The organism is Clostridium frigoris (assembly GCF_018861865.1).
In the GTDB taxonomy this organism is placed as follows: Bacteria; Bacillota; Clostridia; order Clostridiales; family Clostridiaceae; genus Clostridium_AD; species Clostridium_AD frigoris.
This window is the reverse complement of record NZ_JAHLDV010000036.1, coordinates 1-19278: the sequence shown is the minus strand read 5'-3', so window position 1 is coordinate 19278 and position 19278 is coordinate 1. Positions and strand designations below refer to the sequence as shown.

Annotated in this window: 20 protein-coding genes and 1 riboswitch; of the genes, 15 read left to right on the top strand and 5 right to left on the bottom strand. The window is 29.0% G+C overall.

Going from position 1 to position 19278, the window contains the following annotated elements:
* Window positions 1-17: 17 nt before the first annotated feature.
* On the top strand, window positions 18-932 hold the full coding sequence (locus KPL37_RS13790; RefSeq protein WP_216150280.1) for a TetR/AcrR family transcriptional regulator: 915 nt from the start codon (window positions 18-20) through the stop codon (window positions 930-932).
* A complete protein-coding gene (locus KPL37_RS13785) occupies window positions 916-2352 on the top strand; it encodes an MDR family MFS transporter (protein ID WP_343216273.1) in 1437 nt (478 codons plus the stop codon). Before KPL37_RS13790 ends, KPL37_RS13785 begins: the two co-directional genes overlap by 17 nt.
* Window positions 2353-2370: 18 nt before the next feature.
* Here KPL37_RS13785 and KPL37_RS13780 read toward each other — a convergent pair whose 3' ends face one another.
* Complete coding sequence (locus tag KPL37_RS13780; protein ID WP_216150278.1) at window positions 2371-2739, bottom strand: DUF5316 family protein; 369 nt, start codon at window positions 2737-2739, stop codon at window positions 2371-2373.
* A gap of 153 nt (window positions 2740-2892) precedes the next feature.
* On the opposite strand from KPL37_RS13780, the gene KPL37_RS13775 reads away from it, so the two are divergent.
* Window positions 2893-3153: a hypothetical protein gene (locus KPL37_RS13775; protein ID WP_216150277.1), complete on the top strand. Its 261-nt coding sequence runs from the start codon at window positions 2893-2895 to the stop codon at window positions 3151-3153.
* 89 nt (window positions 3154-3242) lie between these two features.
* Here the strand turns inward: KPL37_RS13775 and KPL37_RS13770 are convergent, their stop codons facing one another.
* The gene (locus KPL37_RS13770) at window positions 3243-4343 is read right to left on the bottom strand and encodes an acyltransferase (protein WP_216150275.1); all 1101 of its coding nucleotides are present in this window, start codon (window positions 4341-4343) and stop codon (window positions 3243-3245) included.
* A gap of 301 nt (window positions 4344-4644) precedes the next feature.
* Between KPL37_RS13770 and KPL37_RS13765 the strand changes: the two genes are divergently transcribed.
* On the top strand, window positions 4645-5217 hold the full coding sequence (locus KPL37_RS13765; RefSeq protein WP_216150274.1) for a hypothetical protein: 573 nt from the start codon (window positions 4645-4647) through the stop codon (window positions 5215-5217).
* A 74-nt stretch (window positions 5218-5291) separates the two neighbouring features.
* Here the strand turns inward: KPL37_RS13765 and KPL37_RS13760 are convergent, their stop codons facing one another.
* Complete coding sequence (locus KPL37_RS13760; RefSeq protein ID WP_216150273.1) at window positions 5292-6410, bottom strand: NAD/NADP octopine/nopaline dehydrogenase family protein; 1119 nt, start codon at window positions 6408-6410, stop codon at window positions 5292-5294.
* A 461-nt stretch (window positions 6411-6871) separates the two neighbouring features.
* Here KPL37_RS13760 and KPL37_RS13755 point away from each other — a divergent pair, with 461 nt between their 5' ends.
* The 8 genes from KPL37_RS13755 to KPL37_RS13720 all read left to right on the top strand — a co-directional run bounded on the left by KPL37_RS13755 (window position 6872) and on the right by KPL37_RS13720 (window position 14881).
* Complete coding sequence (locus tag KPL37_RS13755) at window positions 6872-7213, top strand: cupin domain-containing protein (protein ID WP_216150272.1); 342 nt, start codon at window positions 6872-6874, stop codon at window positions 7211-7213.
* A gap of 123 nt (window positions 7214-7336) precedes the next feature.
* Window positions 7337-8254: a hypothetical protein gene (locus tag KPL37_RS13750; RefSeq protein ID WP_216150271.1), complete on the top strand. Its 918-nt coding sequence runs from the start codon at window positions 7337-7339 to the stop codon at window positions 8252-8254.
* Window positions 8255-8340: 86 nt separating this feature from the next.
* On the top strand, window positions 8341-8622 hold the full coding sequence (locus KPL37_RS13745; RefSeq protein WP_216150270.1) for a GNAT family N-acetyltransferase: 282 nt from the start codon (window positions 8341-8343) through the stop codon (window positions 8620-8622).
* On the top strand, window positions 8622-9422 hold the full coding sequence (locus KPL37_RS13740) for an AAC(3) family N-acetyltransferase (protein WP_216150269.1): 801 nt from the start codon (window positions 8622-8624) through the stop codon (window positions 9420-9422). Before KPL37_RS13745 ends, KPL37_RS13740 begins: the two co-directional genes overlap by 1 nt.
* A 94-nt stretch (window positions 9423-9516) precedes the next feature.
* Complete coding sequence (tlp, locus tag KPL37_RS13735) at window positions 9517-9744, top strand: small acid-soluble spore protein Tlp (RefSeq protein WP_216150268.1); 228 nt, start codon at window positions 9517-9519, stop codon at window positions 9742-9744.
* A 163-nt stretch (window positions 9745-9907) separates the two neighbouring features.
* Complete coding sequence (locus KPL37_RS13730) at window positions 9908-11830, top strand: sigma-54-dependent Fis family transcriptional regulator (protein WP_216150304.1); 1923 nt, start codon at window positions 9908-9910, stop codon at window positions 11828-11830.
* A gap of 348 nt (window positions 11831-12178) precedes the next feature.
* The gene (locus tag KPL37_RS13725) at window positions 12179-13261 is read left to right on the top strand and encodes a 2,3-butanediol dehydrogenase (RefSeq protein WP_216150266.1); all 1083 of its coding nucleotides are present in this window, start codon (window positions 12179-12181) and stop codon (window positions 13259-13261) included.
* A 525-nt stretch (window positions 13262-13786) separates the two neighbouring features.
* Complete coding sequence (locus tag KPL37_RS13720; protein WP_216150264.1) at window positions 13787-14881, top strand: plasmid pRiA4b ORF-3 family protein; 1095 nt, start codon at window positions 13787-13789, stop codon at window positions 14879-14881.
* 67 nt (window positions 14882-14948) lie between these two features.
* Here the strand turns inward: KPL37_RS13720 and KPL37_RS13715 are convergent, their stop codons facing one another.
* Complete coding sequence (locus tag KPL37_RS13715) at window positions 14949-15824, bottom strand: YitT family protein (protein WP_246578288.1); 876 nt, start codon at window positions 15822-15824, stop codon at window positions 14949-14951.
* A 267-nt stretch (window positions 15825-16091) separates the two neighbouring features.
* Between KPL37_RS13715 and KPL37_RS13710 the strand changes: the two genes are divergently transcribed.
* On the top strand, window positions 16092-17042 hold the full coding sequence (locus KPL37_RS13710; RefSeq protein WP_246578287.1) for a flavodoxin family protein: 951 nt from the start codon (window positions 16092-16094) through the stop codon (window positions 17040-17042).
* A gap of 269 nt (window positions 17043-17311) precedes the next feature.
* Entirely contained in the window at window positions 17312-17611 is a 300-nt protein-coding gene (locus KPL37_RS13705) for a hypothetical protein (protein ID WP_216150262.1), read from the top strand.
* Between the two features lie 265 nt (window positions 17612-17876).
* Here KPL37_RS13705 and KPL37_RS13700 read toward each other — a convergent pair whose 3' ends face one another.
* Window positions 17877-18230, bottom strand: a complete 354-nt coding sequence (locus tag KPL37_RS13700) for a DUF6514 family protein (protein ID WP_216150260.1) — start codon at window positions 18228-18230, stop codon at window positions 17877-17879.
* 457 nt (window positions 18231-18687) lie between these two features.
* Here KPL37_RS13700 and KPL37_RS13695 point away from each other — a divergent pair, with 457 nt between their 5' ends.
* Window positions 18688-18894 (top strand): hypothetical protein, encoded by a 207-nt coding sequence (locus tag KPL37_RS13695; RefSeq protein ID WP_216150258.1) that lies wholly within the window; start codon window positions 18688-18690, stop codon window positions 18892-18894.
* Window positions 18895-19048: 154 nt separating this feature from the next.
* Window positions 19049-19130, top strand: a riboswitch (ZMP/ZTP riboswitch).
* Window positions 19131-19278 lie beyond the last annotated feature (148 nt).

Sequence of the window (19278 nt, the reverse complement as noted above, 5' to 3'; positions counted from 1 at the left end):
ATGAGTTTTAATGGGAGATGATTAAGATAGACGAAAAGCAAAAATTGATTATGGATGTAGCAAAAGAGTGTTTTACGAAGCAAGGACTTCAATTTACTTCAATATATGATATTGTAAAAACATGTAAAATATCTAAAGCCACTTTTTATAAATATTTTTCAACAAAAGAGGATTTAGTTGATGAAATATTAGCTTATGCAAATAAAAAATTTCTAAGTAGTGCGAGAGCTATTGATGAAAATATTGAAATAAATAATAAAGATAAATTAAAAAAGAAGATAATTCTAGTGTGGGAGTATTTGATTTCTAATACTCCTTTTAATTTATTTATAATAGAAAATTTTTCTCAGGTCAAAGGACAACCAATGTACAAATTTAAAGAAATTATAAGAAATAATTTATTATCGGAGTATTACAAGAGTTTAACTACACTATATGGAGATGAAATAGAATCTATTGTGTGGGAAATAATTTTTTTAATAGATAGTTTAGTACATGAATTTACTTTGATTATGCGCATTAAGAAGGAAGAATTTGAACCGAGCTTTGTTTCTGATTATGTTATACGAATAATAGAGATGACAATAAACGAGCTAAAAAAAGTTCCAGTTGTTATAGAAAAATCTTTTTTTTATTCTGAAAATGGAGATGCAAGTGACAAGCTATTTTTATCTGAGCAATTGCTTATTTATAAAACAATAGGAGAGATAAAAGATCTTATTCTAAGACACGATACTATTATTGAACAAAAAAAATTAACTGAAGCAATAAACATGGTAGAAAAAGAAGCTGAATTAGGACTGTATGATTCCTTAATTATGGATGCTATGCTATCGTTACTAGAAAAAGAAAAATCGTTAAAAATACAGATAGCTATATTTAACAAGTTGAAAAGTAAATTAGGGGATGATACTCGTGAAGGTAATAAGTAAAAAAGAAAGAAATATAATTGTAACTATAGTAATAGTAGGGTCGTTTTTAAGTTTGCTTAGTCAGACAGTGCTAACGGCAGCACTACCAAGTATAATGAAAGATTTTAAAGTGGATGCAAATATTGGTCAGTGGTTGACTACAATATATTTGCTAGTACTCGGCATAACTATTCCAACTACAGGATATTTAGTAAATAGGTTTAGCACAAGAAGATTATATCTTAGCGCTATGGGACTTTTTTTTATAGGATGTATATTTTCTATATTTGCTCCAACATTTAATCTTATGATAGCTTCACGTATTATTCAAGCAATGGGAGCTGGTATTCTTGTGCAATTGGTACAATTTGTTATACTACAGCTATATCCTATTGAGAGTAGAGGGGCTGCTATGGGCATAATTGGTATCACAGTTGGGTTTGCTCCATCAATTGGACCTACACTTTCAGGATTTGCAATCGACGCCTTTGGGTGGAGAAGTTTGTTTTATATCCTCGCAAGTATATCTATTTTGGATATTGTAGCAGCGTTTTTATTATTAAAAAATGTTGGACAAACAAAAAAAGATAAATTAGACATAAGGTCTCTTATTTTATCAACATTGGGATTTGGAGGACTGCTTATTAGTTTTAGTAATCAAGGAAGTTATGGATGGATAAATCCAATTACATATGGTCCATTAATAGTTGGAGTAATATCACTTATTATTTTCACGCGAATACAAATTAATTCTAAAACTCCATTTTTAGAATTAAGAGTGTTTAAAACCAGTGTGTTTACTGTTAGTACTATTTTAACTTGTATTATTTATGCTGCTATGATGTCAGCTACAATTCTGCTTGCTATTTACATACAAAGTGTTCGTGGTTATTCTGCTGTTAACTCTGGACTTATAATGCTTCCAGGTGCTTTATTTCTAGCTTTATTAAGCCCTACTACGGGGAGGATTCTAGATAAACATGGTCCACGCATCTTATGTATAGTTGGTATGTCAATGCTGGGTATAGGAACATATGCTTTTTCATATTTAGGTGAAAATACTTCAGTAATCTATGTATCTATTATGTACTGTTTTAGAGAGATAGGTCTGGTCATGATATTATCTCCACTTACAACTTGGGGAATTAATTCACTTGATAATAAGCATATTGCACATGGTGCAGTAATTAATAACACATTACGTCAGGTGTCGGGTGCTATTGGTTCAGCTATTTTTATTACAGTCATGACAAATGCTGTTAAGCATAGTAGGCAATCGTCAGCTATACTTGCAAGCATTCATGGAATTAATGTATCGTTTAGAATGTCATCAATTTTAATTGCAGTAGGCCTTGTAGGTATAGTCCTCTATGTAAAGGATGGAAGGTCAAAAGATAAAATTGTGGATTTTGGAAACTGCACAACGGAGTCAAATGAATAAACAAAATTAGGTTCACATTTATTTTATTAAGAAAAAAATAGTAATAGCCAAAATGGTATTAGTTGATCCTACAATCATCGCAAAATTAGTGATTTTACTTCTTGCTATTTTGGCATCTTCTTTATCAATAGTAGTATCCAATCTAAACCTTCTTTTACTAATAGAACTACCATTTAATGTTCCTGCTAAACCAAAACATACTAAAGATATACTTCCACAGATTTTAATAGATAATATCCAATTGTTTAAGACTTTACCTAAAACAATGCTAATACACATTATAATAAAACTTGAAAGGATTATTTTTTTGATTTTTACCCACTCCTTAAGATACACTTTAATTAACATTATATTCTTTATATTCTTGTAATTAAATACTAATAACATAAAACGTCATTATGACGACATGAAAATACATATATTCAATTTTAAATTAAGTATAGTCAAAAGTATGTGTTCGAAAAATATGGTATAATGAGTGGATATAAATAAGCAAATAAATAATTGTAGATTGTTTAATATAAGGGAGGAGAGATTAATTTGAGGAATATTATTAGTATAATCTGTTTTTTAATATTAGCAGTCTTTCTTTTTAAGGACTATCTTCGCGATAAAAGAATATATAAAATATTAGGAATATTTCTGGCGTTTATATTAATTGTTTCTAGAACTTCATTTCTAAGTGGTATTAGTAAAACATCAGAAGATTCATTAATGGGAATAGTAGCTATACTAACTATCAGTATTTTTTATTTATTAATAAAAGATATAAAAGAGAAAAGAAACAGTAAAAAATCTTAATTGTATTGTGATTTATTATATATATAATCTTAAAAGGGAATTCAATAAAATGAATTCCCTTTAAATTTATAAATTCGTTCAATTTTAAATTAACTAGAAATAGTACTATGTTTTTTTGTAGTTGAAGCACCAATCATAAATTTTAGGATTTGTGTTTTTTTGATTATATATGAAATTCCGAGTGATCCAAATAAAATAATTACAAAGAATGATGGGACAACTATAAAAGGTGAAATATTTTTATTTGCAATATACTTTAGCATTATGTAAATTAAAGGAGAATGAAACAGATAAATTGCATAACTCTCTTTATCTAAAAACTTTAGTATTTTGTTACTATTCAAGCTTTTATATTTAAAGCTTATTGTTGATAAAGCTAAAAAATAAAAAATAGCAGAAGAAATATTACTAAATAAATACACTAAATTCTTGGATAATGTACAAATTAAATTATTATTAGAGATCTTTAAAGATATTATTAATAATAAAAATTGTAAAATAAATGAAGCTGAAATTAAAATAATATTTCTATTTCCTTTAAATTCATATGCAAAAGCTTTCTCGTTTTTTCTAATTATATAACCCAAATAAAAAAACATAAAATAATGTATTGAGGTTGAAATTTGGAATACATGTGGGAATTTATAACTAATAATATTAGCACAAGCTATAATGATAAAGCTAGCAGGTGTGCCTAGTTTGTTGATTATAGGTTCAAACAAGTAAAATACTATAAATATCTCAAATATTGCTATTAAGTACCATAAATGTCCAGAATCTAATCCGGTAAGGATATATTTATAAAATACTTCTAATGCATTGTTATCAGAATAAGCTTTATAATTAGTAAGCATTCTAATTGGTAATACATATAATATTGAAACACAAAGGTATGGAACTAATAGCCGTTTTGTTTTATCAAATGAAAATTTACTGGTATTCTTATATTTACCACACTCTCTTCTACAATAATAGAACATATACCCTGAGATAAAAATAAATAAAGGCATTTGAAAAATATCTATGTAATTTTTTAATGAATTAAAAAAGCTGGATTTAATAAGTGGAGTATAAATACCCCAGTTGTATTGGTAAACAACCATGCTATGGCCTAAAACAACTATTAAAATAGCAAACACTCTTAGTAAGGATATATTATTTAGATATCCTTGTTTTTTTGGGATTTCCATTAAGTTTCCTCCTCTAATGCATAATTTATTAATTATTAGTTATTGTAACATATTAAGCTATATTTCGACAAAGTTTTCACTAGCCCCTGCTTTTTACATTTCTTTTATCCTTTGAGATTAATCAAAAATAAATATAGTAAATTCTGCAATAGGAGAAGAAGTATATCCATTAAGAAATAAGTAGAAGCTCTGAGTGATGTCTCGGAGCTTTATTTTTTATTTAAAGTATATTTCCATACATTTATCCTAATCATAATTAAGTAATAAAAAATAAAAAATATACATGAAGGATGGCTAAAAAATGAAAAACACAAAAATTTCTTTAATATTAATGAGTGTTAGTTTAACTATTTTAGTGTTTACTGGCTGTGGTATGCCAAACTCTACGAAAACGCCAATGAATAATCCCAATACAACTAATCAAACTACTAAACCTATATCAACAGCTACGATGAAAACACTTTACTCTAATACTCTTAAAAAATTAGTTAGTGCTAATACAATAACAAATACCCAATCAAAAAAAGTACTTGCAGCAATAACAAAGGATATGTCACAAAGTTCAGTCACAAATAGTAATACAGGAACAGCAGGGACACCAGGAACAACCGGAACAACCGGAACAACTGGAACAACGGGAACAAACGGAACAACAGGAACTCCGGGAGCAACAGGAACAACAGGAACAACAGAAACAACAGGAACACCAGGAACAACAGGAACAGGCACAACAAAATCAACAAAACAAATTGGGACAATAAATACTACTAATGTAACTAATGGATTAAACTCATTAGTTAAAAGTAAAGTAATTACTCAAGTGCAGGCTGATACAATATATCAAAAAATTCAAATGGAATTGAAGAATATATAAGTAATAAATAAGTAATTTTAAATTAAATAAAAATACTGCTTAAGGTGATATCCTAAGCAGTATTTTTATTTGAATTATTTGTAATATGCAAACACATCTTCTATTGAATATATCCCGAAATTTTGTGGGAGAGGAAGGCTTTTTAAATCTTTTCCTATAAATTTACCCTCTACGTAATACTGAACACCGGAGAAGTTCTCAAACCATATAAGAATTTTATCAATAACTGGAGTTTTTACCTTAGCCAATTCGCAAAAACTCTTAATAATACATAGTCCATATGTGAAATCTTCTAGAAAGTATCTTGAATTAAAATCTGGGATATACCCCTTTTCTGTTTTTATAAGTGGTGATTGTATGGTCTTAAGTGCAGGTTTACCACTAATTTGAGCAGTCATCTGCTGCGCGGTATCCGCTCCAAAATACTCTTTTATAAAACCAACCTTCTTTAAATCAATAGTCCCGAGCTTTAGGCATAAGTTTTGTACCTCTTCATCAGTAGCTATTAACATTTCTGAACATTCATCAGTCCACTCGTTATAAAATTGAATCATATTTTTATAATATACTCCTTCTTTATAATCGTGAAAGATTCCATAAAGTCTTGCAGTATGAAGAATTGGATTAGCTGGTGTAAGTGAAACTTGTAGAAAATTTTCTAGTGGATTGCACTTCATACTAAGTATGTGTTCTAATACTTTGCATACTTTTGATGTATTACTTGCTGGAATAGCACCTATAAAAAGTTCATCTTTCTTACCTAGGTCATACACAGATTTTCCGTACTCCTTTAATCTAGAAATACCATAAACCCTTTGAAATCCAAATAATGTACAGCCATTTTCAATAAGATCGCTACAATAGAATTCACCACCACCATTGCCTGGCATCATGCCAATCCAAACATCCTTTTTAAGAAAAGGCTTTATTTTTTCAATTGTTTTGCTAAATATATATGATGGAAGTGTGGATATAATGATGTCAGCATCCCTTACTACTTCCTCTGGGTTACTAGATATTATATCTATTTTACCTGTATGTTTAATTGTGCCATCATTATCACAAACCTCAATAACATGGTTCCACTCATCTGGTTTGGAAGTCAGTAATCGAACAGAAATATCCTCGCTTCTTCCGATGTCTCCCATTAAAAGTGTACCTATATTTCCACCACCTAAAATACATAATTTCATTTTTTTATCCTCCTAAATTATATTTATTTTTTATATTCTCTTTTTCCCCTAATATGTTATTAAAAGCTAAATCCATATTATTAAGGATATTATTTATAGCTATAAACATATGGTTTATTTTTGAGCCGTGCTTCTATTATATCATATAAGTTCATATAACCACAGTATAAATATTCATCCTAAACAAGATTCGTTTTACTCCATTATACTTAGTATTACGCCATATAAGAAGATTTATAAACTTATTTTCATTGAGATTATCGTCGTTTTATTTTTTACAACAAAAGGGGAATTCAATAAATGAATTCCCGTTTTGAATATAAAAGTAGCAATACAAACTATAAAAATATTTTTAATTTTAATAATTTGATTCAAATCACATTCTTATAACTTATATAAATATATAATAAAGTCATAGGAAAGCAAGAATATGTGAGAATAAAATACGAGGAGGAAAAAATATGAACACTAAATTTTTTAAAAATATTGAAGTCGCAAAAGCACTAGGATTAAAAGAAGAGGTATTATATGTAGAAAATCAAGTTGTGAGTAAAACATTAACACAAACGAGTAACGTTAGCATAACACTATTTGCTTTTGATAAGGGTGAAGAAATAAGTACACATTCAGCACCTGGAGACGCTTTAGTATATGTAACAGAGGGAAAAGCTACAATAACGATAGGAGATAATGACCCTGTTATTGTGAGTGAAGGTGAAATGATATTAATGCCGGCAAATACACCTCATGGACTCGTGGCTAACGAGAGATTTAAAATGATGTTAATTGTAGTAAATGGATAGTAGAAAAGGTCTAGCAAATTTATTTTGCTAGACCTTTTCTGAGGTTAGCGCATACAACTAAGAAAGAGAAGGCATGCTATGTTATAATAAGGAAAATATATTATATATATAGGAGAGATTAATGTGAAAAAAATAATATTAATTATTATGATAACTACTATAATGACAGGGTGTTCAAGTGTAAAACAGACAGTTAGTAATACTCAAAGTAATAGTAAACAAGAACAGACTAAATCAGCAAATACGGCAAGCACAGTAAGCACAGCAAATAAATCAAATACAGCCCAAAGTGACAAAGATACTAATAGTAAAGCGGTTACTAATTTGCTTGAAAATATGGATATTACTAAAAGTTTATATAAAAAAGGATATTATGATTATAACGGAACTATAAATAATAATATTAAAATTCAAATGAGCATTTATAAGCAAGACAAAGAGATAGTCGGGACATATTTTTATGAAAAGCAGAAAAAGGAAATTAAACTAAAAGGAAAGTCAGATGGAAAAAATATTATTCTATATGAATATGATGCCGAAGGTAAAAATACTGGTATATTTATGGGTACAATGAAAACCGTTGATAAAATTGAAGGTAAATGGGTAAGTAGTGATAATAAAACTAGTTATCCATTTACATTAACACTTAAAAGTAACATTGTGGCAGATGTATATGGGAAAAGATACGCTGTAGCTTTGAATACTAAAAGTGATAAAGATGTTGAAGAATTTGCTAGTGAAATTCAAAGTTATGTAGTAAACGGTGATAAGCAGCAATTAGCTGAGCAAATAAAATATCCTATAAATGCTAAAATTAATGGTAAAGTTGTAAAAATACAAAATAAAGATTATTTTATTAAGAATTATGATCAAATTTTCCACCCAAAATATAAGGCAGCAATTAGTGATTCATTTACGAAAAATCTATTTGTAAACTATCAAGGGATAATGTTTGGTCAAGATGAATTTAATATTTGGATTAATGAGGTGACTCCTAGTGGCGGGATTCCTAAATTAATGATAACAGCCATAAATAATTAAAATGGTTATTTTAATGAAAAGTAAAACTTAATATAGTATTATCATTATAAAAAAATAAATATATTTATGATAAAGGAGGAATTATTTTGTTAGATATAAAAAAAGGGGTAAAGAGTTTTTATGTGGGTGATAATGAAGAAGAACCACTTGCTAAGATGGAATTTTTAAATGGAGATGCGATAACCATCGATCATACTTTTGTATCTGATGAGTTAAGAGGTCAAAATGTAGGCAAACAATTGTTAGAAAAGATTGTTAGTTTAGCGAGAGAAACAAATAAAAAAATAATTCCTATCTGTCCTTATGTTAAAGCGGAATTGAATAAAAACGATAAGTATTTAGACGTATTAATAGATGGTGGGAAATAATGGACAAGAAAGACACAAGAGTAATACTAACTAAAGAAGACTTAATAAATCAATTTAAAAGTTGTGGATTAGCAAAAGGACAAACAATATTTGTGCATACTTCATTAAAGAGTTTAGGCTTTGTTGTAGGAGGAGCTGAAACTTTAATAAGAGCACTTATTGAAATAGTAGGAGAAGAAGGAACATTAATGATGCCATCTCAAACTTGGAAAAATCTTGATCCATCAACTGGAGTACATTGGAATGAGCCAGAGCAGTGGTGGCCTATAATTCGTGAAAACTGGCCTGCATATGATAAAGAAGTTACACCTGCAATTGGTATGGGAGTAGTGGCTGAAATGTTTAGGAAGTGGCCAGGGGCAAAAAGAACAGGACACCCAGCACGTTCAATAGCAGCATTTGGAAAACATGCGGATTATATTACAAAGGGACATGAGTTAAGTAACATATTTGGCAAAAATTCTCCAGTAGATAAATTGTATGAATTAGATGGATATGTATTATTAATTGGTGTGGGATATGAAAAAAATACATCACTTCATTTGGCTGAAACTAGAGCAAACTTTTCTAATAAAAAATTTATGAGTGAAAGTAGCGCAATGATGATGAGTGGTAAGAGGGAATGGGTAACATACAATACGCAAGCAGTAGATGATCAAGATTTTGTAAAATTAGGAAAGGAATACGATAAGGAAAAAAATATTATAATTCATAAAGTTGGCAATGCAGATGTAAGATTTATAAGGCAAAGACCATTAATTGATTGGACTGTTGAATGGATGGAGAAAAATAGAGATTAATTCCTTTAATGTTTTGTTGCATAATAAATATCTTTGTAGAGATAATAATGATGATAGATATTTTATAAAATAAAACAAAAGGGGATATTAGATTATGAAAAACAAACCAGATGATAGAAGAGATAATGTAGATAAAATCCGAGAAAATATTAGTAATACTATTCAAAACTTTAATCTTACTCAGGAAACTATTGAAAAAACAGATAATGATAAAGATAAGATGACACTAGAACAAAAGAATGAGAGAAGAGAAGAAGCAATTGATGGTATGAGATCAGAGATTAGAGATGAGGCAACAGACAAAAAAAACGGATATAGATAAAACAAAAAATTCCTCTGCTGTGCAGGGGGATTTTTATAATTTATTTAAGTAGAATAGAAGATATAAACAAATTGCTTTCTAATAATAAGATAGTATAATATAATAAAATGCCACTTGTCACTTGCCGGGTGATGGCACAAAGGGGATGTGGGGAGTGAAGAATATGCTAGGGTATATGAAATTTATTTCTAAGGCTTGGAAAGAATTTGTGCAGCAAGGAAATATAAATAGTGAGGTAAGATTAGAAATAGCAGACTCCTGGAAAAGAAGCAAGGAATATGGTGTAGATTTTATGAATGGTCGTGGGAATGATGCTTATGGGGTATCTGTAGAATCTAAAATCAAAGAAAATGCGGAACTTGTTTCTGTAGCCCGCTTTATAATGGAAGATATATATAATATTGTAGCAGGTTCAGGATTTGCTTTGTTTTTATCAGATAGAGATGGATATATACTTGATATTATTGGTGAAAGTGATATTATACAAAAGGCAAATAGGTTGAATTTTGTAAAAGGAGCTCTGTGGACAGAAAGAGCAGTGGGTACTAATGCTATAGGAACAGCACTCCATTTAGATAAACCTATACAGACAATAGGGGCTGAACATTATGGGATTAATCAACATTCTTGGACATGTTCTTCAGCGCCTATTCATGATGAAGAGGGAAATATAATAGGATGTATAAATATGTCGGGTATTTGTAGTGATGCACATTTACATACCTTAGGAATTGTTACAGCAGCGGCTGAGTCCATAAAAAAACAATTGGCACTTATTATCTCTTATGATTTATTAAATATAACCTTTAATTCAATTGTGGAAGGTATGATTGTAAGTGATGATAGTTTTAATATCAAAAGGATAAATGACAGAGCTGAGAATATTTTAGGCATAACACAAAATGAAATATTTAAAATGAATATAAAAGAAACATTAAAAGATTTGAATTTTGATAATATGCTGTCCAGTTCTAGGCAAGCATACAATAATATAGAATGTGATTTTCATATAAAAAATAAGAGAATTAAATGTATAATAAATGCAGTTGCTATGAGGGCTAATCATAAATTTATAGGTGTAGTTATAACTTTTAGAGAAACGCAGTATGTACATAAGTTGGTTACTAAAGTAGTTGGATATAAAGCAACCTACAAATTTGATGATATTATAAGTGATAATGAAAAAATGAAAAATGTAATAAAATTTGCAAAGAAAGCTGCGAAAAGTGATTGTAATATTCTAATTGAGGGTTCAAGTGGTACAGGTAAAGAGCTAGTGGCTCAATCTATACATAATTATAGTGAAAGGCAGCAGGGACCTTTTGTAGCTATAAATTGCGCATCTATACCAAGAGATTTGGTAGAGAGTGAACTTTTTGGGTATGATAGAGGCGCATTTACTGGAGCTGTTAAAGAGGGTCATCCTGGAAAATTTGAACTTGCAGATGGAGGGACTATTTTTTTAGATGAAGTAGGAGAACTTCCTTTAGATATTCAATCTAAACTATTAAGGGTACTCGATAACAATAAGATTGTTAGGGTGGGTGGAACCTATGAGAAGGAGTTAAACATTAGAATTATATGTGCAACCAATAAGAGGCTAAAGGAAGAGATAAAAAAGAAAACTTTTAGGGAAGATCTTTATTATAGGTTAAATGTAATGAACATAAAAACTATACCACTTGTAGAAAGAAAAGAGGACATAGGCGTACTTGCAAAATATTTCATAGACATTCTAAATATGAAAAATAATGATAACATCAAAGTCATGAGTAAAAATTATATCGCAAATCTTATGGAATATGAATGGCCAGGCAATGTGAGAGAACTTAGGAATGTTATAGAAAGAGATTATTATTCAAGCGAAGATAATATAATTGGAATAGAATGTTCAGATATAGGAGATATTAAATATAAAGAAATTAAAGATAAAGATATTATACCTATAGATATTTTAGAGAGAGATAGTATATCAAATGCTCTTAAATTTTGCAATGGGAACCTGGTAAAAGCAGCTAAAATGTTAAAAATAAGTAGATCTACTATATATAGAAAAATTAAAAAATATAATATTAACAATGTTTAAATAAATATTGTATATTTAACTTTGAAATTTTCAAATTTTGAAATAAATAGTTATAAAGTGTATCACAAAGAGAGTTAAAATATGTATAATGTCAAAAAGATACACTAATTAATGTGTCTTTTTGACATAGTAGCTATTTAAATGATTTATATAAGGCTTTTTTATTTTGTGAAATGTAAAAAAATTAAATGATTATCTTAGTAGGTGTCTATTATACAGCAGTGATATAAATGTTATTTTAATAATATTATCTTGAAATTACTATTTTGGAATGATAATTGCTATATAAGTATGTGAGAAAATTAACAATAAAACATATAATTATATCATTTAGGAGGGATTTTTATTATGAAAGCAGCATTATGGTATGGAGTAAAAGATGTTAGAGTTGAAGAAATAGAAGAACCAAAGGTTACTAAAGGAAACGTTAAAATTAAAGTGAAATGGTGTGGGATATGTGGATCAGATTTACACGAGTACCTAGGAGGGCCAATTTTTATACCAGTTGGACAACCTCATCCTTTAAGTGGTAATGTTGCACCAGTTGTTTTAGGTCATGAATTTTCAGGTGACGTTGTAGAAGTCGGAGAAAATGTAACTGATATTAAGGTTGGAGATAGAGTTACAGTGGAACCTATTGTAGCTTGTGGTAAATGCCCAGCATGTAAAGAAGGAAAATATAATCTTTGCTCATCATTAGGATTTCATGGACTTTGTGGAAGTGGCGGTGGACTTGCTGAATATACTGTATTCCCAGAAGGATATGTTCATAAAATACCTGATAATATGTCCTATGAACAAGCAGCACTTATAGAGCCAATAGCAGTTGCTCTTCATTCTATTAGAATGGCTAATTTTAATACAGGAGATACTGCAATTGTACTTGGTTCAGGCCCAATAGGTCTTGCAACAATAGAATGTCTAAAAGCTGCAGGAGCAAGACTTATAATAGTATTACAAAGAAAATCAATCAGACAGGAATATGCAAAAAGAGCAGGTGCAAATGTTGTTCTTGATCCAAATGAGGTTGATATAGCTAAGGAAGTTAAAAAACTTACAGGTGGAGTAGGTGTAGATGCAGCTTTTGAAACTACTGGAGCAAAAGTAGGTTTTGATATAGGTATTGATAGTTTAAAATATGAAGGAACTATGGTTATAACAAGCATTTGGGAAGGTGATGTAAGCTTTAATCCTAATGTTTTGGTATTTACTGAAAAGAAAATAGTAGGAACATTAGCGTATAGGCATGAATTCCCATCAACAATTGCATTAATGAGTGATGGAAGAATTAAAGCTGAAGGATATATAACTAAAAAAGTAGCTCTTGATGATATAGTAAAGGAAGGATTCGCAGCTTTAACTGGACCAGAAAAGAAGAAACATGTAAAGATACTTGTAACGCCGGATAAGTCACTTTTATCTGACTGTTAATTAAGCAACAAGTGACTTTGTATCACTTTTCATTTTTAAGTTATACAGAGGGAAATATAGATAGAAAAAACAAATAAAACATATGATTAACGATAATATCGTTAATCATATGTTTTATTTTTTATAACATTTTTATTAAATTCAAATTTCAACTAACATACCATAACATGGTATGTTCCATTAATAAATAAAATTAAGTCACTAATTGTACCAATACAGAAAAAAATAAAATAATCTTTTCAATGTAAAATAAGTGGGTTTGGTTGGAATTTACAGAGAAACAATTAATGAAAGCTTATAATTATAGATATTGATGTAAATATGAAAAAGCTTTATTTAGGTGATAAACAACAAAATGATAGATTTTTAGGTTAATTATTACAGTGAAATGTTATAATAATATAATTAGTGCTGATAAAAATGAACTGTAATCACTGAATTGATTAGGTTAATGAGCAAACAGTTAAAATAATCTTATAAATAAATATGAGTGGATTCCGAAAGCCATGCTTAAGGAGGGTAAAAATGCAAATATGCTGTACAAAGAAACTACAAGATGAAATGGGAATAGCACTTCAAAATGAAACTGAAAAGCAAGATTTGTTTTGCTGGAGTGTACATTTAATTATTGTAAATCGAAGAAAAACAATTGTTATGGTAAATGATAGCAATAGATTTGGATTTGTTCTTTATGGATTAAAAGCAAAACAATTCAAAAATCTAGATGAATTACTCATTGTGGGAATTAGAAATTGCCTTAGAGATGAAAAAATTAAGGAAGAAATCGTAGAAAAATATTTTAAAAGTGCGGGAGAATTAATTTTTTCAAAGACAAGAGGGCCGAAATATGTGGCGCGACTCAATAAAGCTTGTGAACTTATAAAAGGACTTGGAGATACTTTAGAATTAAGCGAACTTTTTCAAACTTCGGCAACTAGAATAATAAATACGGATATTATAAAAATAAACAAGGAATCTGATTATTACTATCCATATGAATTGCTAAGCGAGGATCTTAAAATATTTTTTGGTGAAGAAATTATTAGATGCGAGGCAGTAGATTTAATAGTTAAGCTTAAATTATATCCACAAATAGCATGGAGAAGGATTATCACTCCTATAAATACTACATTTAAGGAACTTCATGAAATACTCCAAGTCACTTTTGATTGGAAGGACTGTCATATGTATGAATTCAATATAATTGATGAGACAGGCAAATGTGTCGTAAATATTATTAGTAAATATGAAGAAGTTTATGAAGACTCGCAGGACTGTAAAACGCTTTTAGACTCACAGGTTGATATTTCAGAATACACTAATCAGCAATATAGAATAGTTTACTGTTATGACTACGAGAATAGCTGGAATCATGAAATTACTATACAAGGGGTTAATGCAGAGTATGATAAAAATTATCCGATTTGTTTAATGGGGGTGGGTAATACACCTCCAGAGGATGTTGGGGGCATTACTGGATACAAACAATTTTTAAAAACAATGGCAAATCCTAATCATGTTGAATATGAAAATACGAAAAGGTGGGCGCAGGGTCAGAGGTATAAGTACTTTGATGCAGAATCTGTAAATAGACGTTTGAAAAATGTTTTGCGTAGATAAATGATTAGAAAAAATGATAGGTAACTGATTGTTACCTACCTAAGTGGTTGTGTTTGATAATACTTATTTAATCTTCTTTCAAACGATCAAAACCTACTCCTTTGCCCCATACTGAGATTACAGGCAAAACATCTACAAAGGCATCTGGATCAGTTTCTGCTATATACCTTTTAATTAACATAGATTCTCTTGGAGAACAGAGTGTTAGAAGTTTTAATCGTGGTAAATTTTTATAACCGCCTTTTACCTCATAACTGGTAACTCCTCTTTTAATGCTGTGGATTATATATTGAGTTATAGCTTGATGATGATCACTTATTATCTCAAGTTTAACTTTCTTTGAACCAAATCCAAACATTACGGCATCAATTATATTCACCATTATAATTTGTGAAATAATAGCATAAAGTGCAATATTTGAATTGTATACTATAACTGATAATGCAATTAGTGTTCCATCAATACAAAGTAGAATTTCACTTATGCTTACAAAAGTAAAAATCTTATGATGAAGAATTTTCGCAACAGTATCAGTTCCTCCCATTGAAAAACCTCTTTTTAGTACTAGACCACTTCCAATTCCACAAATAAGCCCAAAATAAACCGATGCCAGCATCATATCATTTTTTATAAAGCTATAATTAAATCTTTCAAAAACTATTAAAATAAAAGGGAATACTACGGAAAGGGTAATTATTTTTATACCTTCTCTTTTCCCCATAGATACCCAAGCAATAACTAATACTAAAATAGATAAGATATAATAAACATATGTATATTTAATATGTATTAATTTTTCTAGTATTATTGATACACCGGTTATCCCACCAGTTATTAATCCGTTTGGTCTTAGAATAGAAGTAATTGAAAATGCAATCATTAAACAACCTATGGTTACAAATAAGAAATCCAATACATTTTTATTAAAGTCAATTTTCTTCAAAATACCACGTCCTTGAAATTTATTACATATGAAATTATTGTAACAGATATTGGTTAACAACGATAGGTATTTAACCTATTTTAATAAAAGAACACAAAGATTTATATTTTAGATAAAAATATAGATAAAAGTAGATAATTATAATGATGTGTTTGTATTTTTTTTAATGTAGAATGAATGTGTTGGAAGTATGCTAGCCTTAAAAGTGATAAGTGGTGGATGGATTATTTTGCAAAGTAGCAGATTATATATAAAGGAGATTTAATTATGAAAAAAAAGGTGTTAGGTATTTCTTTTGGAAGAAAAATGAGCAATACTGAGGTAATGATTAAGACCGCATTAATGGAATGCGAAAAATCAGGGGCAGAGATTAAATTTATACGTGCCGATGATTTAGATATTAAAAATTGTACAGGCTGTATTTCTTGTGTAATAAGTTTATTAGGTGGAGGCAATGGAAAGTGTCATTTAAAAGATGATATGGATATTATTAATGAGGCATTATTAGAGTGTGATGCTGTGATAGTTGGATCGCCTACATATGTTTTATCACCAACTGGTAATTTTAAAACAGTATGTGATAGACTAGGGCCATCTCATGATATTTCTTTTAGAACAAATGCAAAAGAACGCGGAATTAAAATGGGTAAAAAACCGAATGAATTACCTGATGAGAGATCATTTAAACCTAGAGTTGCAGCATTAATTACTGTTGGTGGCGCAATGACGCAAAATTGGCTAGCATTTGCAATGCCAACAATGTATGAATTTACGATGTCGATGGGAATAGATGTAGTAGATAAATATGAGTATTTTGGTGCAATGGCACATGAGCATGTGGTAGGAAATAAAGAAGTAATAGATCGTATGGTAAGGCTTGGTCAAAATATATCTGAGGCCATTCATAGTAATAAAGAAGAAATGAGCAAATGGCGAGGAAATGAAGAAGGTGTTTGCCCTATATGTCATTGTGACATGTTAACCATAGTTCATAACAAAAATAAGGTAGAATGCCCGGTTTGCGGAATTAGTGGAGATTTAAGCTTAGTGGATGGCGAAATCAAAGTAAACTTTAGTGAGGCTCAGCAAAAACGCTCCCGTTTATTTTATGCAGGAAAACTTGAGCATTGTATAGAAATATCTACAAAAGCTGTTGGACCTGGTCAAATACCGAATAAAAAGGAATTACTTGAGAAATACAAAGGCTATGGTGAATGAAATAATACATTGTTTAGTATTAAAATAATATTATTTGTTGGAATTTGTTTCATCGGGAATACTTTACGCTGGGTATAGTTTTTCCTCAAAAGTAGGAATGGCTATTGGAGGTTCAGCTATTGGATAAATATATTATATATATAATAAATGTATTGATATTTATGTAATAATATGGTAAAATAGAAAAATGCGGTAAAATAAAATTAAAAAAAGTAAAAGATAATAGAATCTAAATATATTAAAAAAGTTTTTATTTAGGGGGAGATTTAATGATTACATTTAAGAAAATGTGGGATGATGTATTATTACTTTTATCAAATGATGACTATATAGAGATGAACATTTTGGAGAAATTTGATTCAGGATTTGTTGTTAAAGAAAGTGATGATACAATTTTTATTACAAAAGAAGACTTTTCGAGTTTTTGGTGCAAATTGTTGTACTATAAAAAATTACCACTAAAGCAAATTCTAAGTGATGATAAATTAAAACCAAAATATATTTATACTATGATAAAACAATTACCTTATATTTCAGAAAGTTCTTCAGCAATTAAGTTAATACAGTAATTTAAATAGGGTACAATAAAATACTGCACTTAGGGGGATCCCAGTGCAGTATTTTTATTATAAACTTACTCGCCAATTTAATAATAGGTTGGTGTATTTAAATTATAGACAATTTATCAAATTTTATTCACTTTAATTAATTCATGAGAAATATTTACCTAAAAATGTAATTAGCATTGCATAATAAATCAATAACAAAAAGAGCAGTTCCTCTGAAGGGAGGAGCGGCTCCAAAATATGCTAGTCTAATGACGTAATTTCATTGTTAATTGCTAGCTATGTTGTTTAAGCATTCATCAAAGTCACTAGTGTACTCATCAATATACTCACCTAATATATCAATCATGTGAATTGGTGATACTGTGTTATCATATACCATTTTTAATAAATTTTTAACTTTATATCTCTGTGGACTTATATTTTCTACACAATCTCTTTGTATATGTACAATTGTACCATCAACAATATTTTGTGATTCTATTTCAATGCCGTAAGCGTTTACTGTGGTAAGTTCACCATACATTAAAACAGAAACCTCACTTTTAATTAGTCTATAAATATAATTATGATTTACATCGTCATTTGTTATGTTTTTAATTAAGTTTTCTAAAATTATCATAATGTTTTCCCCCCTAAATTCTGTTTATGAGAATACTTTAACATTATTAATAAAAAAAATCTGTCATTTTATGATGTTAAGCTAAAAAGTAATATCTGCTTAAAATGACAACAACAACCTTATACACCTATAATGCTTCAATTAACTAAACATAAGGAGTTATTTTAATAACAAATTGTTGAATAATTTTGTCGAATTTACAATAATTTTATATAAAAGTTTTTATGAAAATATGAAATTTTTTATTAAATTTCAATAATAATCATTAAATTGTAAAAACATGGTATTAAATATGACCTTATAGGTAAGTTTTCCTAAGCATAAATGATAAGTCTACATCATTCATTTTGGTGTTTTATATCAATTAATAAAAGTATACCAAAATTTTATTTTAGTATAAGTGTATTAAGTTAATGGCACTATAATATAGAATAATTATTAAAGGAGATGTTTTTTTATGAGTCAAAATAAAACAATAGCAGAAAATAATCAAAATACTATACCTAATGGTGAAAATAGTCTTAGCAAAAATATGACCATAAAACAAAAGGATCAAAGTCTTGTTGCTAATAGCTTAGAAAGTAAAAATGCTAACAATGGATATAAGGTTAATGGAAATGCTAGCGTCCAAGATGCGACGGAAGGAACTAGAAACAAAAACTAAATATATTAAAAATCTTTAAATTTGAAAACACAGTAGATATATATTTTAACTACTGTGTTTAAAAAAATAGGGTTAACAGGTTTCCTTAGGATATTAGTAATCTTTAAGTTTGACATTTATATCTATTTATCTTATAATTTAATTAAAATGAATAATATAATTATGTAACTGGCGGAAATGGTGTTAACCATAGGGAGCATAATTAAAGAAAAATATCGACCGCCTGGGTAAAATTAAATTTTATCCAGGCGGTTTTTTATATTTAATTATATTTAGACCAGCTAGTTAAAGTCAAGTGTAAATCTGCGAAAGTAGTCGCCAATTTCATTACACAACAAAAAGACCATTTCAGAACACGAACGATGGTAAATTTAGTAATTATTT

Bases quoted from the DNA above. Each gene is read 5' to 3' on its own strand.
- KPL37_RS13770 (WP_216150275.1), bottom strand. From the start codon at position 4,343: ATGGAAATCCCAAAAAAACAAGGATATCTAAATAATATATCCTTACTA.
- KPL37_RS13755 (WP_216150272.1), top strand. From the start codon at position 6,872: ATGAACACTAAATTTTTTAAAAATATTGAAGTCGCAAAAGCACTAGGA.
- KPL37_RS13760 (WP_216150273.1), bottom strand. From the start codon at position 6,410: ATGAAATTATGTATTTTAGGTGGTGGAAATATAGGTACACTTTTAATG.
- KPL37_RS13725 (WP_216150266.1), top strand. From the start codon at position 12,179: ATGAAAGCAGCATTATGGTATGGAGTAAAAGATGTTAGAGTTGAAGAA.
- KPL37_RS13790 (WP_216150280.1), top strand. From the start codon at position 18: ATGATTAAGATAGACGAAAAGCAAAAATTGATTATGGATGTAGCAAAA.
- KPL37_RS13710 (WP_246578287.1), top strand. From the start codon at position 16,092: ATGAAAAAAAAGGTGTTAGGTATTTCTTTTGGAAGAAAAATGAGCAAT.
- KPL37_RS13730 (WP_216150304.1), top strand. From the start codon at position 9,908: ATGCTAGGGTATATGAAATTTATTTCTAAGGCTTGGAAAGAATTTGTG.
- KPL37_RS13720 (WP_216150264.1), top strand. From the start codon at position 13,787: ATGCAAATATGCTGTACAAAGAAACTACAAGATGAAATGGGAATAGCA.
- KPL37_RS13695 (WP_216150258.1), top strand. From the start codon at position 18,688: ATGAGTCAAAATAAAACAATAGCAGAAAATAATCAAAATACTATACCT.
- KPL37_RS13780 (WP_216150278.1), bottom strand. From the start codon at position 2,739: ATGTTATTAGTATTTAATTACAAGAATATAAAGAATATAATGTTAATT.
- tlp (WP_216150268.1), top strand. From the start codon at position 9,517: ATGAAAAACAAACCAGATGATAGAAGAGATAATGTAGATAAAATCCGA.
- KPL37_RS13740 (WP_216150269.1), top strand. From the start codon at position 8,622: ATGGACAAGAAAGACACAAGAGTAATACTAACTAAAGAAGACTTAATA.
- KPL37_RS13705 (WP_216150262.1), top strand. From the start codon at position 17,312: ATGATTACATTTAAGAAAATGTGGGATGATGTATTATTACTTTTATCA.
- KPL37_RS13700 (WP_216150260.1), bottom strand. From the start codon at position 18,230: ATGATAATTTTAGAAAACTTAATTAAAAACATAACAAATGACGATGTA.
- KPL37_RS13765 (WP_216150274.1), top strand. From the start codon at position 4,645: ATGAAAAACACAAAAATTTCTTTAATATTAATGAGTGTTAGTTTAACT.